16 protein-coding genes are annotated in these 13,609 nt (G+C 57.5%); 11 read left to right on the forward strand and 5 right to left on the reverse strand.

Annotation, left to right across the window (positions count from 1 at the left end):
- Nucleotides 1–104 precede the first annotated feature (104 nt).
- The 7 genes from E6C55_RS26195 (at nt 105) to E6C55_RS26225 (ending at nt 5,788) form a co-directional block, all read left to right on the forward strand.
- Nucleotides 105–494, forward strand: coding sequence for a hypothetical protein (locus tag E6C55_RS26195; RefSeq protein ID WP_136372795.1), 390 nt, complete (start codon nt 105–107; stop codon nt 492–494).
- A gap of 290 nt (nt 495–784) precedes the next feature.
- A complete protein-coding gene (locus tag E6C55_RS26200) occupies nt 785–1,153 on the forward strand; it encodes a hypothetical protein (RefSeq protein ID WP_136372796.1) in 369 nt (122 codons plus the stop codon).
- Nucleotides 1,150–1,605, forward strand: a complete 456-nt coding sequence (locus E6C55_RS26205; protein ID WP_136372797.1) for a JAB domain-containing protein — start codon at nt 1,150–1,152, stop codon at nt 1,603–1,605. The genes E6C55_RS26200 and E6C55_RS26205 overlap by 4 nt, the downstream gene beginning before the upstream one ends.
- A gap of 257 nt (nt 1,606–1,862) precedes the next feature.
- On the forward strand, nt 1,863–2,084 hold the full coding sequence (locus E6C55_RS26210; RefSeq protein WP_136372798.1) for a hypothetical protein: 222 nt from the start codon (nt 1,863–1,865) through the stop codon (nt 2,082–2,084).
- Nucleotides 2,085–2,133: 49 nt separating this feature from the next.
- Nucleotides 2,134–2,568, forward strand: a complete 435-nt coding sequence (locus tag E6C55_RS26215) for a recombinase family protein (RefSeq protein WP_136372799.1) — start codon at nt 2,134–2,136, stop codon at nt 2,566–2,568.
- A 2-nt stretch (nt 2,569–2,570) separates the two neighbouring features.
- Nucleotides 2,571–4,133 (forward strand): recombinase family protein, encoded by a 1,563-nt coding sequence (locus E6C55_RS26220; RefSeq protein WP_136372800.1) that lies wholly within the window; start codon nt 2,571–2,573, stop codon nt 4,131–4,133.
- Entirely contained in the window at nt 4,130–5,788 is a 1,659-nt protein-coding gene (locus tag E6C55_RS26225; RefSeq protein WP_136372801.1) for a recombinase family protein, read from the forward strand. The genes E6C55_RS26220 and E6C55_RS26225 overlap by 4 nt, the downstream gene beginning before the upstream one ends.
- Before the next feature lie 11 nt (nt 5,789–5,799).
- Here E6C55_RS26225 and E6C55_RS26230 read toward each other — a convergent pair whose 3' ends face one another.
- Together E6C55_RS26230 and rlmH are read right to left on the reverse strand one after the other, a co-directional pair.
- Nucleotides 5,800–6,684 (reverse strand): putative phage abortive infection protein, encoded by an 885-nt coding sequence (locus tag E6C55_RS26230; RefSeq protein ID WP_136372802.1) that lies wholly within the window; start codon nt 6,682–6,684, stop codon nt 5,800–5,802.
- A gap of 120 nt (nt 6,685–6,804) precedes the next feature.
- The gene (gene rlmH, locus E6C55_RS26235) at nt 6,805–7,284 is read right to left on the reverse strand and encodes a 23S rRNA (pseudouridine(1915)-N(3))-methyltransferase RlmH (RefSeq protein ID WP_136372803.1); all 480 of its coding nucleotides are present in this window, start codon (nt 7,282–7,284) and stop codon (nt 6,805–6,807) included.
- Nucleotides 7,285–7,774: 490 nt separating this feature from the next.
- On the opposite strand from rlmH, the gene E6C55_RS26240 reads away from it, so the two are divergent.
- Nucleotides 7,775–8,440, forward strand: coding sequence for a TVP38/TMEM64 family protein (locus E6C55_RS26240; protein WP_136372804.1), 666 nt, complete (start codon nt 7,775–7,777; stop codon nt 8,438–8,440).
- An 85-nt stretch (nt 8,441–8,525) separates the two neighbouring features.
- The gene (locus E6C55_RS26245) at nt 8,526–9,095 is read left to right on the forward strand and encodes a beta-class carbonic anhydrase (RefSeq protein WP_136372805.1); all 570 of its coding nucleotides are present in this window, start codon (nt 8,526–8,528) and stop codon (nt 9,093–9,095) included.
- A 38-nt stretch (nt 9,096–9,133) separates the two neighbouring features.
- Here the strand turns inward: E6C55_RS26245 and lspA are convergent, their stop codons facing one another.
- Nucleotides 9,134–9,604 carry a signal peptidase II gene (lspA, locus tag E6C55_RS26250; protein WP_230986870.1) on the reverse strand — a complete coding sequence of 157 codons (471 nt, stop codon included), beginning with the start codon at nt 9,602–9,604 and terminating at the stop codon, nt 9,134–9,136.
- A gap of 91 nt (nt 9,605–9,695) precedes the next feature.
- A complete protein-coding gene (locus E6C55_RS26255; protein ID WP_136372806.1) occupies nt 9,696–11,027 on the reverse strand; it encodes an alpha-L-fucosidase in 1,332 nt (443 codons plus the stop codon).
- Nucleotides 11,028–11,159: 132 nt separating this feature from the next.
- Between E6C55_RS26255 and E6C55_RS26260 the strand changes: the two genes are divergently transcribed.
- Nucleotides 11,160–12,020 carry an AraC family transcriptional regulator gene (locus E6C55_RS26260; protein WP_230986871.1) on the forward strand — a complete coding sequence of 287 codons (861 nt, stop codon included), beginning with the start codon at nt 11,160–11,162 and terminating at the stop codon, nt 12,018–12,020.
- 61 nt (nt 12,021–12,081) lie between these two features.
- A complete protein-coding gene (locus E6C55_RS26265; RefSeq protein ID WP_136372807.1) occupies nt 12,082–12,870 on the forward strand; it encodes a sporulation protein in 789 nt (262 codons plus the stop codon).
- 38 nt (nt 12,871–12,908) lie between these two features.
- Here E6C55_RS26265 and E6C55_RS26270 read toward each other — a convergent pair whose 3' ends face one another.
- Entirely contained in the window at nt 12,909–13,601 is a 693-nt protein-coding gene (locus E6C55_RS26270) for a DUF4386 domain-containing protein (RefSeq protein WP_136372808.1), read from the reverse strand.
- Nucleotides 13,602–13,609 lie beyond the last annotated feature (8 nt).

Genomic DNA, 13,609 nt, shown 5'->3' on the forward strand with positions numbered 1-13,609 from the left:
TGGTAGATAACTCGATTTTCGACTGGGTTTGATTTGATGTGCCCTTTTTCTTGACTCATCCGCCTCATGGCCAAAAAAATTTCCAATTCTCATGAATCAGGGGCTTGACATCATACCGCTGGACTTCCGACAGCCATGTCGGCTGGTCGGATGCCGAACATTTTTACTTTCTGCCGGACATTCTGTACAACAAGGTCGGCTCCTTCCTGTCCCGGCAGGGTGAGCAGATCCCGCTCAAGCAGGAGTCCCTCTGGAAGCAGCTTGAGGAGGCGGGCTGCCTGATCCCGGAGATCTCGACGGAGAACGGCAAGGAGAAGACGAAACGGCGACGGCGCAAAAGCATCGACGGCCAGCGAGTGACGACCGTCTGGATCAAACGCGAGTTTCTCGTGGAAAAAGGGGACGACCATCCGAGCCGGGAGAGCGTCAGGAGAGAGTCGGCGGCGAGCACCTCTGCCCCAGGCGGGAACGGGAACCCGTTCGACGTTCTGTAGCCCCCTCCTCCCCCCGTGTTCCCTTCACTGGGGGACGACCGGAAGCCAGGCGGGGCAAGGCTTGCAGACGCTTGTCCCCCTTAGCCCCCCGAAAAAACAACAACAACTTGTCTGGAAAAGAAGGGCGCAACCCTCCCCCAAAGAAAGGGACAAAGGGGGAGCCCCCCCCCCCTGACTCGGTGTGGATCGGACAGGGCAGGGACCGAGATGTGGCGAACCGGAAGCAGACGGTTTTGGAACTTATATTATGATTTTGATCCATTTGAGAACCGATGAAAGGGGCCAAAATCATGATTATTGTTTCAACCCATTCCCGAATTGCAGCTTTGGAGCAGGCGGGATTTCCCTCCTCTCTTGTGACGTACATCCGCAGCCTGATTGCCGAATCCATCGAGGCTGGGGAGCCGGAGGAACACTTTCTATCGGACCCAGTTTATCTTTGCGAACCCGGTGATTCGATTTTACTGCTACTGAAGGAAGCTCCCTACGGGCTGGAGTATTTCGAACGCATACCGTTGGCCGATCTGGCCGTGTACCGGGTCGGGGTGCTGTTTGATTCCGATTTTATCGTCCAGTACGTGATTCCGTCCGAGCTTTTGGACGAACGTACAGAAGCCTGGTTGAATGAGCGCATGGATATTGGAGGTGCGGGAAGATGAGAGCGAATGCCGCCAAAAAAATTGAATTCCTTTCCTTGCGCATGGTACGCGAACGACCTTCCATTCTTTATCCGCAACGGAAGATCCATTCTCCGCGCCAGGCTGCCGAAATCTTCCGCCAATTCATCGGCGACTGCGACCGGGAGACGTTCTGCATCCTTTGCTTGAACACCAAAAACGAGCCGACAGCTTTGCATCAAGTGTCGAGCGGCAGCCTAAACGCTTCACTGGTTCATCCACGCGAAACGTTCAAGCTGGCCATTCTGGCGAACTCCGCCTCTATCATCGCCTGCCACAACCACCCTTCCGGTGAGCCTCAGCCGAGCCCGGAGGACATTGAACTGACCGAGCGTCTGCGGGACAGCGGCACCCTGCTCGGGATCGAGCTGCTGGATCATCTCGTGCTGGGCGACGGCAACTTCGTCAGCCTGAAGGAACGGGGTTTGATGTAGGTGATCGTGGAATGAAAAAAGCGATTGTCTCGTTTGTTGTCGCTGCCACCCAGCTTTTACTGGAGTTTATCGAGTACCGAAAATCCAAAAAGAAGGGGAAGAAATGATCCCATGAATAAGCCATCCGGCAAGCCTGCTCTTATCTTCTATGCCCGTTTTTCCTCCGAACTGGTCAAGCCTCCCAAAACCAAAGCGGAGAGCTGGGCCAAATCCCAACGCCGTCTTCCGCCCTGGCAACGGCAAGGGAGGCGTTGAGGATGATCGATACCCCGAATCTCGCCGAACGTGAATCAGAACTTCAGCTCGTGCTCGACATTTTGAGCGATATGATATTCAAATACCTGGAGAAACAGGCTTCCCCGGAGCTTCGCGCCGCCACTCTTGCCATCATGGAGGAGGAGCAGCAGGAACAACTCGATTGGGAAATGACCTGCGAGCTGCTGGGTACCACGGAATTCCGGATTCGCGCAGTCGCTTAAGCCGCTTATCCCCCTGTCAAAACCACAACCAATTGGAGGACCATACAAAATGAACCCAACAACCAAAGTCGCTTTCTACATCCGCAGCAACTTCCACGGTCAAGACCGAATGGCTTCGGACATTCAATTATTGACCGAAGAATGCCTGAAGCAAGGCAAGAAGCTGGTTCACATCTACGTCGATCATGGATACAGTGGCAATGACATGAGCCGTCCTTCCTTGAACCGCTTGTTGGACGACGCCAAGAACGGACTTTTCAATGAAGTGATGACGCCTCAGCTTAAACATATTTCACGGAAGACAATTGATCTCCTACACATTGTTGAAGATTTGCAAGCAAGTAATGTTTCTCTGAACAGCCCCGGATCAAACATGGACTTCAGAAAGCCAATTGATCTTTTCTCAATTAAGATTTTGGGAGCACTTGCATCCTTTGAAGCCGCTCTGAACGATGCTGTCGATAGTTCTTCCGCGGAGATGTAATCTTGCTCCCCGAACAGCGTCGCACTGGCGCGCTCTACATCCGGGTATCCTCCGAGGAGCAAGTCGAAGGCTTCAGTCTTGAGGCGCAGCGCAATGAATTGACCCGCTACTGCACGAGTGCCCACATGGACATTTACGACGTTTATGTCGATGCCGGGTTGTCGGGCAAGTCGATTGACGGGCGTCCGGCCCTGCGCAAGCTTCTGCACGATGCCGACAAAGGCCGCTTTCAGGTTGTACTGTGCCTGCGACTGAACCGCTTGTCGCGCAAGCTTGTCGATCTCCTGCACATCATCGAACGGCTTGATCGCAACGGCATCTCCTTCCACAGCTTGACGGAGAACTTTCAGACCGACACGCCAGCGGGGAAGTTCTACCTCCAGATGGCGGGCTCCGTGGCCGAGTATGAGCGGGAGCAGATCATACAAAATACCCGTCACGGCATGCAGAAGCGGAATCGGCTTGGTGGGTGGAACAGCGGCAATCAGGTTCTCGGCTACCGCTGGATCGTCAATCCGCTGAACAGCAAGCAATCCTTTGCCGAGATCGTGCCCGAAGAAGCAGAGGTTGTTCAAGCCATGTTTGAATGGTACGCGTCCGGCCTGGGATTGAAGGCCATCGCCAATCGGCTTAACGGTGCCGGAGTTCAAACCAAGCGGGGGAAAATGTTCTGCAGTGTCTCCGTGCGAGGGATTCTGAGCAATGTAAACTATATCGGGATCATCACTTACTCGGACGAAGCCAACACGCGCGTCCTCGTGAAAGGCTCTCAGCCGCCGATCGTGCCTCAGTCGCTGTGGGATCGCGTCCAAGAGCGCTTGCAGCAGCGTTCCCGACCGGTTGCCAAAGCGGTCTCCCGCTCCTTTCCGCTGGCCGGTCTGCTGAAGTGTCCGGCTTGCGGCAGCGGCATGGTCCCCGGCCATGTCCGGCGCAGACGGCGGGACGGCACTTCCGCCCTGTCTTTTTATTACGTTTGCGGTCGCTACAACTCCGGCGGCGGCTTCGCCTGTCGACCCCATAACATCCGAGCGGATGCTGCAGAAGATTGGGTTGAAGAGCGACTGCGCGATGTCCTACTTCGACCCCATGTGGCCGAGCAACTGATTGCCGAGATCAACCGAAAACGGGAACAACGGCTGCTTCCATCTCGACAGCGGCTCAAGGAGATTGACAACCGCCTGGCCTTCCTGAAAAAAAGCCGCCTGCACTGCTACGAGATGTTCGAAGACGGGCAGCTTGATTCTGCAGAATTCAAGGCAAGGATGGATTCCGTCCGTGAAGAAGCCGTGCTGCTTGAGGATGAGCGCCGACAAACCGCACGAACGGTCGAGAAGCAATCGGACCCGCACCATTCCGAGACAAGCATCCGGGATGCGTTGGAGCGGTTTCGCCCGCTGTTGCGGTCGGCCTCAGGCCCCCAGAAAAAGCGGCTTTTCCAAAGCCTGATCGACCGCATCGCCATCCCCGCGAATCGGAACATCGCCGAAGCAACCATCTACGGCACCGCAGCCTTGCACGGCCTGGAATTACAGTTCAAATCAGCAAAGGAGAGTCAGCAAGCATGAGTATCATTGAAAAAGTGGCCATCTACGTTCGGGTCAGCACCGAGGAGCAAGCCTTGCACGGCTACTCAATCGACGCGCAGCTCGAAACCCTTCGCAACTACTGCAAGCTCTACAACAAGGAGGTGGCTTACGAATATGTCGACCGAGGCGTAAGCGGCAAAAGCATTAAGGGGCGTTACGAACTTCAACGACTGCTTAGCGATGCCAAGGAGAAAAAGTTCACCGAAGTCATCGTGTGGAAATTCAACCGCATGGCTCGCAAAACCATTGATTTGCTTCACATCGTCGAGCTTCTGGAGAAGTGCAACATCGTGTTCCGTTCCTTCTCCGAAAACTTTGACACCAGCACACCGATGGGCAAATTTGCCCTGCAAATGATGGGAGCCGTCGGTGAGCTTGAGCGCAATACGATTGTCGACAACGTCCGAATGGGCCACAAGCAACGGGCACGAACGGGCAAGCACAACGGGAAGGTTCCGCTCGGCTACAAGGTGGTCTCCCGCGAGGACGGAATCCGCGACCGGGACTCCAAGGTTGTCGTCGTCGAGGAAGAGGCCTCTATCGTCAGGTATGTTTTCGAGCAATACGCTCTCGGCCACGGACTTAAAGCTATCGCCAACGCCTTGAATCACAAGGGGCACAGAACCAAAGAAAGGAAGTCGTTCTCGACGACAGCCGTCCGGGACTTGCTGGACAACCCCATGTTTATAGGGCGAATTCGTTACAACCAATACGAGAATTGGGCCGAGAAGCGGCGCAGGGGCAAGTCCTCCGAGATGATCCTCGTTGACGGGCATCACCCGGCGATCGTGTCGGAGCCACTCTGGGATAAGGTTCAGTTGCTGCGGCGGCAAAAATGCGTTTTGCCAAAGAAACGCTTCGAGGGCGAGTACCTGCTGACCGGGCTCATCCGCTGCCCCGAGTGTGGCGCGGCGATGACCGCGAGCCGAACGGTGAACCGGAGGAAGAAGGACAATGCAAAAATTGTTCGCATGTACTACTCCTGCGGGCGATTCCGAAGCCAGGGCAGCGCGGTCTGCCACGCCAACAGCGTCCGCAAGGACGAGGCTGAGAAGTCTGTCACGGAGCGCATCCGGCAGGCGGTCACGCAGCCCGACATTCTCAAGAAAGTCGTCCAGAGTGTCAACGAGCGGCGCTCGGGCCGGATCAAGCCCCTCTGCGACGAGTTGGCGGCGGTTCAGGCCCGGATCGACAAACTGGAGGAGAAGAAGCGCAAGTACCTCGGGCTGTACGAGATGGACGAGATCGACCGAGACCTGTTCGCGGGACGCCTAAACGACCTGAATCGGGAGCTCGACGTCGAGCTCACCCGCCGGTCGAAGCTGCAACTGGAGCTCCAGGACGACCATGCCGAGCCCGTCTCCTACGAGCTCGTGCGCTCCCTGGTGGGCCGGCTCGACACCCTGCTCCGCCGTTCGCCATTCCCGCAGCGTAAGACCCTGCTGCACCTGATCGTGAAGCGGATCACGCTGGACGACAGAAAGCGCGTCGGCAGTGTCGAGCTCGCCTTCAACGAGGAGACTGAGAAGCATTTTTTAAGCGTGGCCGCTTCTGCTGAACAACAAGCAGAAGGGGCTTTTCCTTTGTCCGGAAAAGCCCCCAACTTCGGTCATATGCTTACAATTATCATTTGAGATAGCTTTATTCAGTTCTGCTTCATGGCAATAAAAACAGGGCGCATCGCTACCGGCAATAACTCTTTGCGCAGATTATTCAGCAGCCTATATTTGACAATCAAATCATGAAAAGCTGTTCCATACGTCGTTAAAGAATTATAGAATAGCAATATCATTTCCGTTGTCGATAGCTGCGCTCTAATAATTCGAATGTATTTGCGTCTTTGCTCCATTGTCTTATCTGTATCCGGTTCCCCTTTATCATCGTAAACGGTGAGCTCTGAGCTTTTATCGATGAACTCAACAATATGGAACAGATTACGGAAATAATGTCCTAAATTTGACTCTTTCTTGTTGTAGAAGTCCTCAAAGTCATCTCTTAATTCTTGTTCAGATAACTGTAACTTAGCGAAAAAACACTTTCGTTCGCTACCCCAATCCGCCAATACCTGTCTGCCTCTTATGACCACGGAAGAAATGGAATCCGGTGCACTTTGTACATAAAGCGCAGATCCGTATCCTCTTGTCTCTCTCACATCTTCAATGGAGTTCACAATCTGATGATGCAAAGACACCATTTGAAAGAAGGTGCTTTCAAACCGCTGGATGCTCATCAACTGGTTTTGTTCTTTAAACTCCTTGTTCTGCTGCGCGAATTCTTCTCTCGTCGCTCTAAGCTCAGCCATTTGCGCAATGAGTGCCGCAACCAAAATAAAAAAGCTCGCGACTGTAAAAAACGGAGTCGACGATCCACCAAGCCAATCCCCAATTGGTCCTAAATCTTTATGCGTTGGATAGGCACCATCGCCCAGGTATTCCGACTGGATGTAAAATGGGCTCCCAATACCAGCAGCTAAAGCAAGAATGGCAATTACCACAACAATTCCAAAGAACACTTTCATTCCTAACTTCATTTTTATTCTCCCACGACGTAAGATAAATACTGCAATTAAATGCCAACTTTATAGTATCAGAAATTTCCATTCGATTCAAAAAATGTTGATATCGATCTACGAGAAGCCGCAAATTTCGCCCTACTTATGATACGGTTCCCCCCGAACAATCCTAAACGCCCTATAAATCTGCTCCACCAGCATGACCCGCATCATCTGGTGGGGATACGTCATCCGCCCGAACGACAGCTTCTTGTCGGCGCGCTTGAGTACGGCCGGCGATAGGCCGAGCGAGCCGCCGATGACGAAGCTGACGGAGCCGCCGCCGTAGACGGCCTGCTTGTCCAGGTGGGCGGCGAGCTGCTCGCTCGACCAGGTCTCGCCGTCGATGGCGAGCGCCACGACGTGTGCGCCGTCCCGCAGCGCGGCCAGGATGCGCTCGCCTTCGCGGACGCGCACCTGCTCCTCCTCCGCCGGGCTCATCGAGTCCGGCGTCTTCTCGTCAGGCAGCTCGCGGATGTCGAGCTTGGCGTAGGCGCTCAGCCTTTTCCCATACTCCGCCACCCCGTCCGTCCAGTACTTCTCCTTCAGCTTCCCCACGCACACGATCTGAATTTGCATGATAACCTGTCCCTCCGCACGAATATCTGGTTGCTCTCAGCTTATCCTATCGCCGGCAACAAACGCAAAACAAAGCGCGGCGCCACCTCCTGCCCATCTGCACCACACGTTACTTTTGCATCTCATCGCACTCAACCCGCCCCTTCGGGCATAAACAGACGTAATTTTGCATCACAGGGCGGGCTTAGGGGCGGTTAGTATCGGCTTACGTCGGTTAGTATCGGTTTAAGAGCGGTTAGTATCAGCTTAGAGGCGTTCAGAGTGGGAGCGAATGGGCTCAGATTGTGCTCAGAGTAACCACAGGGCAGTCCATCGGATATTGACCGGCTATTCTCTAGATAACCGTCTGTTAGTCACCAGACAGCCCTGTCCGCTCCTGTCACCGCATAGCCCCCACCCGCCCCTAAATGTAATCTTAAGCACTCCCCGCTCCCAAAATCCCTTATAATAAAGAGAACAGTTCGGACACGCCAAAAGGAGTACGTACGTCATGAATAAACGCAAACTGCTCATTCGCGCGGCCGGGTATCTCGTCTTCCTGCTCTGCCTGTTCCTCGCCCTGCGGAGCAGCGGCCTGACCGTTGCGGACATATCCCCGGACACGATCCGGTCGCTGGCACACGACAATCTCGCGCTGCTGCTCTTGATCATGCTCGTCATCATGACGCTGCAGAACATCTTCACCTTCATCCCGCTGATCCTGGTCATTACGGCGAATATCGCGCTGTTCGGGTTCTGGACCGGCTACCTGTACGGCTGCCTGTGCAGCGTCGTCGGCAGCACGCTCGTCTTCCTCTCGATCCGCCACCTGTTCCACGATGTGTTCGTCCACTCCAAGATGCAGCAATTCCGGGAGAAAATCGAGCGAAGCGGCTTCGTGTTCGTGCTGTCGGGGCGCATCCTTCCGTTTATGCCGACGAATCTGATCAACATCGCATCGGGGCTGAGCTCGATTCGAACGTCGCACTTCGTTCTGGCGACGACGATCGGCAACCTGATCTACGGCCTGGTGCTGTCCTCCGTCTCCTTCAGCCTGCTGTCGGCCGCATCGCACAGCCGCCTCTACCTGCTGCTCGCCATCTTCGCTGTCGTCCTGGCCGTCGTGCTCTATCGCCTCCGCAAGAAGCGGACCGCCCTGTCCTCTTCCGGGCAATAGCCTCCCCCCCAATCCGCCCGATGGACAGAGCTCGCCTCTCATGCGACAATGAATTCACCTTAAAGTGAACAAGGAGGAGAGCGACATGTCCATTCTGACAAGCCTGACGGAGTATAATCGTCATTTTGTCGAGGAGAAGCAGTACGAGGCGTACTTGACGGACAAGTACCCGGACAAGAAGGTCGTGATCCTGACCTGCATGGATACGAGACTTGTCGAGCTGCTGCCCAAGGCGCTCGGCCTGAAGAACGGCGACGCCAAGTTCATCAAGAACGCGGGCGCGATTCTGACCCAGCCGTTCGGGAGCGCGATGCGAAGCGTTCTGGTCGCGGTCTACGAGCTGGGAGCGCAGGAGGTCGTCGTGATCGGGCACCACGGCTGCGGCATGACCGAGATCGATCCGGAGCAGATGGTGGAACAGTTCATCGCCCATGGCATCGATCCTCTCGTCATCGAGACGCTGGAGCATTCCGGCATCCGGATGGAGAAGTTCCTGCGCGGCTTCGAGCGGGCCGAGGACGGCGTCATGCACAGCGTGCGGATGATCCGCAAGCACCCGCTGTTCCCGAAGGCGGTGCCCGTGCACGGCTGCGTCATGGACCCCGAGACGGGCCGGCTCGAGATTATCGTCGAGGATTACCGGGAGCCGGTCTGAGCGGGAGATCCGATCCGACACAACGAAGAAGCCGTGCCTCAGTAGCACGGCTTTCCGTATTTTCTGCGCAGCGGTCCGATCACGAGCTCCTGCACCAGAATAAGCGCCAGCCCGGCCGTAATTGCATGATCCGCAAGGTTGGAGATGCCCCGGCCGAAGTCGAGGAAGTCCGTCACCCAGCCGAAGGCGATGCGGTCGATCGCATTCCCGATCGCCCCGCCGACGAACAGCGCCGCCCCGAGCTTCATCAGCACTCCTCTCATCATCCCCTTGTGCAGCGAATACACCGCCCAGACGGCGACGAGCAGCGCGGGAAGCACGAACCAGCGTCCGTATCCCTCGAAGCTGCTGCCCATGGCGCCGGAGTTGCGGAAGTACGTCAGTTGGAAGCCGTCCCGGACGGGAAGCGACTCCCCCACCTCCAGGTGCAGGCGAACCCACAGCTTGGCGGCCTGGTCCAGCAAGACGACGAGCGACAGCCCCCCGTAGAAAATCCACCTCATCCCCATTCCCCCACCACCTTGTACGATCCCTGCCTCCTTCATCATAACAGCAACGCCGCGGAAGAGTCGATTCCGCGGCGCCGCATGGAGTTGTATTTTATTCCTCGTCCAACGTAAGCTCGATGACCGTATCCCGCTCGTCCGGCAGCGGATACGTGAAGTGCTCCGGCTTCGCGAAGCTGACGAACGCGTCCTTCTCGAACAGTCCGACGTTCCACGGTCGCGACAGAATCAGCTCCGAGCCGTCCGCCAGCAGCCTCGCCCGCTTCACCCGCCCCGCCAGGCCCGCGAGGTTGATCGGCCCCACGCTCTCCTCGAGCAGATGCGCGTACAGCTTGTCGCCGCTTCGCGTGTAGCGCCCCCACTCCGGCTTCGGCAGCCCCGCCTCGCCGCAGCCGTAGATGCTGTCGCCGTTGCGGCGCATCCATTCGCCCACCTCCGCGAGCACGTCCAGCGACTCGCGCGGAATCTCTCCCTTCGCGTCCGGGCCGACGTTCAGCAGCAGGTTGCCGTTCTTGCTGACGCATTCCACCAGCTTGCGAATGACCGTCTTGGCCGACTTGTACGCGCGGTCGGATGCGCAGTACCCCCAGTTGTTGTTCAGCGTAATGCAAGCTTCCCAAGGAATCGACTGCCCGTCCTCATCCGTCACCCCGCTTGGCGGAATGATCTGCTCCGGCGAGGCGAAGTCTCCCGAATAGACGGTCGGATCGCTTGTGTAGATGGAGCCGCCGCCTTCGCCCCCTCCTTCAAGCCGATTGTCCACAATGATGTGCGGCTGGAGCGAACGAAGCGTTTCCATCAGCTCGGTTGCCCGCCACGCCTCCCCCGTAAGCTCCTCGTACGAGAAGTCGAACCACATGATGTCGAGCTTGCCGTAATTCGTCAGCAGCTCGCGCACCTGCCCGTGCATATAGTCGAGGTAGACGTCGAACCGCGCAGGATCGCGCTTATAGGCCTCGTCGTCGCGCATCGGATGATGCCGATCGCCGTATCCGGGATAGTCCGGATGGTGCCAGTCCAGCAGCGAATAGTACAGGCCGACCTTGAGCCCCTCCGCCCGGAACGCCTCAAGGAACTCGCGCACGAGGTCGCGCCCGCACTTCGTGTTCGTCGACTTGTAGTCCGTCAGTTCGCTGTCGAACAGACAGAAGCCGTCGTGATGCTTCGCCGTGAGCACCGCGTACTTCATCCCCGCCGCCTTGGCCGTCTTCGCCCATTCCTTCGGGTCGTACCTCTCGGGGTTGAACTCTTCGAAGTACGGCTGATAGTCCCAGGCGCTGATGCGCTCCACGCTGCGGACCCATTCGCCGCGCGCGGGAATCGCGTAGAGCCCCCAATGGATAAACATGCCGAAGCGATCCCGGAGGAACCCTCTTGTTCGTTCGGTTCTTTGCTCGATAGACGATGCGCCAGACGATCCGCTCATGTGTGTACACGCTCCCATACCTCAAGATATACCCCAAGTCTAGCAATGATTTGTGGTACGCTATAGGCAGAGAATTAGCTTGTATGGGGACCAGATTAACTACTTTCGAACGAAGGGCGAGGTGCCGCCGGCATGACGATCCCCCCGAATCCGAATTCCGACTTCCTCGGCGATCTGCTGGAGCAGCTCCAGGTTCACCTGGTGGATTGCGATTATACCCGGTGCACGCCGGAGTGGCGAGAGCTTGACTACGTCCCGTCGCACAACAAGCTCTACCTGATCGACAGCGGGGAAGGCTGGCTGAAGATCGACGGCAAGGAGTACTTCCCTGTCGCCGGTCAGCTTGCCCACATGCCGGCTCACGTTCGGCAATCCTTCTCCGCCCTCGACAGCCGCGCGCCGTATGCGAAGCATTGGTGCCACTTCACGGCAACGCTCGCCGGAGCGGACCTGTTCCAATGGGTGGACATCCCCGCTGTCATCGACATCCCGCCCGAGCGGATGGCTCCGCTCGCCGCACGATTCCGCGAGCTGATCGTCCTGCATCGGGACCCCGGCTACCTGGCGAGAATTCGCGAGAAGGCGGTGCTGCTCGAGCTCGTCGCCGCCTTCCTGGCGGAGGTCGGCCCGCAGCTTCGGATTGTGCCGGGGCGCAGCGGCGAGATCGAGCGAATGAGGCGGATCGAGGCGTTCATCGACGAACGGCTGGCCGATGCGATCACCCTGGACCAGCTCGCGAGACATGTCCACCTTCATCCGAACTACCTCGTCCGGTACTTTAACAAGCATTTTGCGATGCCGCCGCTCAAGTACTTAAGCCGCAAGCGGATGCAGAAGGCCAAGTCGCTGCTCGGCTCGTCCGATCTTAGCGTGAAGGAGATCGCCGAGCTCGTCGGGTATCCCGACACGAACCACTTCGCCAAGGTCTTCCGCAGGGAAGCGAGCTGCTCTCCGAAGGAATACCGTCTCCGGGCGGGGCGCACCCGGACTTGAAACCGCTTCAGTCGGCATATCGTAATAGAAGTGAACAGAGAAGCGGAAGGGGGCAACGAGAATGTCCATGTTCAAGCGAATGCTGGCCAGCGCCGGGATCGGAGCCGCCAAGGTCGATCTCGTTCTCGATACGGATACGGTGACGGCGGGAGATACGATCGGCGGAGTCGTCCGCATCGAGGGCGGGCGCGTCGAGCAGCAGGTCGACGACGTCTACGCTTATGTCATGACCCGATACTTGAAGCCATCCGGCGGGAGCGTCGTTGAAGCGGATGCGGCCCTTACGAAAATCCTGCTGGCAGAAGGGTTCACCGTCGAAGCGGAGAGAGTGTACGAGTTCCCGGTCTCGTTCCGGCTGCCGCTGGACACACCCGTTACGCTGGACCGCATCCCGGTGTGGATTCAGACCGGTCTCGATATCAAGGAAGCGATCGACCCGAAGGACCAGGATTACCTCCAGGTGAAGCCTCACCCGTATGCGGCGGCCGTGCTGGAAGCGGCGAGCCGGCTCGGCTTGCTGCTGCGCAAGGTGTCCAACGAATACGATTCGTCCTGCAACAACGCCCTCGGCGTCGCCTTCGTGCAGCAATTCGAATTCGTGCCGACCTCGGCCTTCCAGGGAGAGCTTGACGAGCTGGAGCTCGTCTTCCGGCTCGACGAGGACGGCGCCTCCCTGCTGCTGCAGATCGACCGCAAGGCCCGCGGTCTTGCCGGCTGGCTGGCCGAAGTGGCCGGCGCCGACCCGGATCGCGATCGCTTCATCCTGCTGCGCATAGGCCGCGAGGAGCTCGACCTCGGCGCGGACCGCATCGCCGAGCGGCTGGAAGCGACGATCCGGCGGCATCTGTGAGGCTCATCCGCTTAATTCGCTGAATCCGCTGAATCCGCTTATGATGCCCGAAGCTGCCGCGGCTCTCCCGGCCCCTTCGCGATCAAGCGGACGGCCAGACTCATCTCGTACACGCCGACCGGCAGAGCGAGCATTCCCTTGACTGCCGAGAGCGGCTCGATGACGCCGAACATCTCCAGCAGCCCCGCCGCGAACACGAGCGCCGCCGTCGCCATTCCGAACGAGGCCAGCGGTCTTGGAACCAGCCTCGTCCGGAACAGCAGATAGCTGTACAGGGCCGTGTTGACTCCCAGCATAAAGTTAGGGCCCAGCATCGACGTCCAGCGATGGACGCCTTGCAGCAGATAACCGAGCTCGACGAGATTGTCTTGATTAAGCGAACGGTTTGCTTCATAGTGAAGACTAAGCTGCAACAGCCCCAGAATGCTCACAATTCCGATGGCGATGAACACGGCTTCCATGCACCGGAAGAGAAGATAACCGAGCGCGAGGCGCTCGTTCCAGCGGCGCAGATACGGGAACAGCATCACCGCAGTGCCCATCGCCGTCAGAACGAGCACGAGATCGTTCAAGACGCCGACCAGCACTTGCATTCGTCGCCCTTCGATGACAGATAAGTACCACTTCTCGCTCAACACAGGGTCGTAGCAGAGCACGGCAATAACGGATGTGACCGCGGCCGCAATGTAGCAAATCCCGATCAGAATCCCGTTTCTCCTGTCTTGCGTCATCCTCTTGG

Source organism: Cohnella fermenti (assembly GCF_004801405.1).
Taxonomy (GTDB): Bacteria; Bacillota; Bacilli; order Paenibacillales; family Paenibacillaceae; genus Cohnella; species Cohnella fermenti.

Coding starts and splice junctions, on each gene's coding strand:
- E6C55_RS26260 (WP_230986871.1), top strand. CDS start 11,160: ATGACGATCCCCCCGAATCCGAATTCCGACTTCCTCGGCGATCTGCTG.
- rlmH (WP_136372803.1), bottom strand. CDS start 7,284: ATGCAAATTCAGATCGTGTGCGTGGGGAAGCTGAAGGAGAAGTACTGG.
- E6C55_RS26205 (WP_136372797.1), top strand. CDS start 1,150: ATGAGAGCGAATGCCGCCAAAAAAATTGAATTCCTTTCCTTGCGCATG.
- E6C55_RS26255 (WP_136372806.1), bottom strand. CDS start 11,027: ATGAGCGGATCGTCTGGCGCATCGTCTATCGAGCAAAGAACCGAACGA.
- E6C55_RS26245 (WP_136372805.1), top strand. CDS start 8,526: ATGTCCATTCTGACAAGCCTGACGGAGTATAATCGTCATTTTGTCGAG.
- E6C55_RS26200 (WP_136372796.1), top strand. CDS start 785: ATGATTATTGTTTCAACCCATTCCCGAATTGCAGCTTTGGAGCAGGCG.
- E6C55_RS26210 (WP_136372798.1), top strand. CDS start 1,863: ATGATCGATACCCCGAATCTCGCCGAACGTGAATCAGAACTTCAGCTC.
- lspA (WP_230986870.1), bottom strand. CDS start 9,604: ATGGGGATGAGGTGGATTTTCTACGGGGGGCTGTCGCTCGTCGTCTTG.
- E6C55_RS26270 (WP_136372808.1), bottom strand. CDS start 13,601: ATGACGCAAGACAGGAGAAACGGGATTCTGATCGGGATTTGCTACATT.
- E6C55_RS26265 (WP_136372807.1), top strand. CDS start 12,082: ATGTCCATGTTCAAGCGAATGCTGGCCAGCGCCGGGATCGGAGCCGCC.
- E6C55_RS26215 (WP_136372799.1), top strand. CDS start 2,134: ATGAACCCAACAACCAAAGTCGCTTTCTACATCCGCAGCAACTTCCAC.
- E6C55_RS26225 (WP_136372801.1), top strand. CDS start 4,130: ATGAGTATCATTGAAAAAGTGGCCATCTACGTTCGGGTCAGCACCGAG.
- E6C55_RS26240 (WP_136372804.1), top strand. CDS start 7,775: ATGAATAAACGCAAACTGCTCATTCGCGCGGCCGGGTATCTCGTCTTC.
- E6C55_RS26230 (WP_136372802.1), bottom strand. CDS start 6,684: ATGAAGTTAGGAATGAAAGTGTTCTTTGGAATTGTTGTGGTAATTGCC.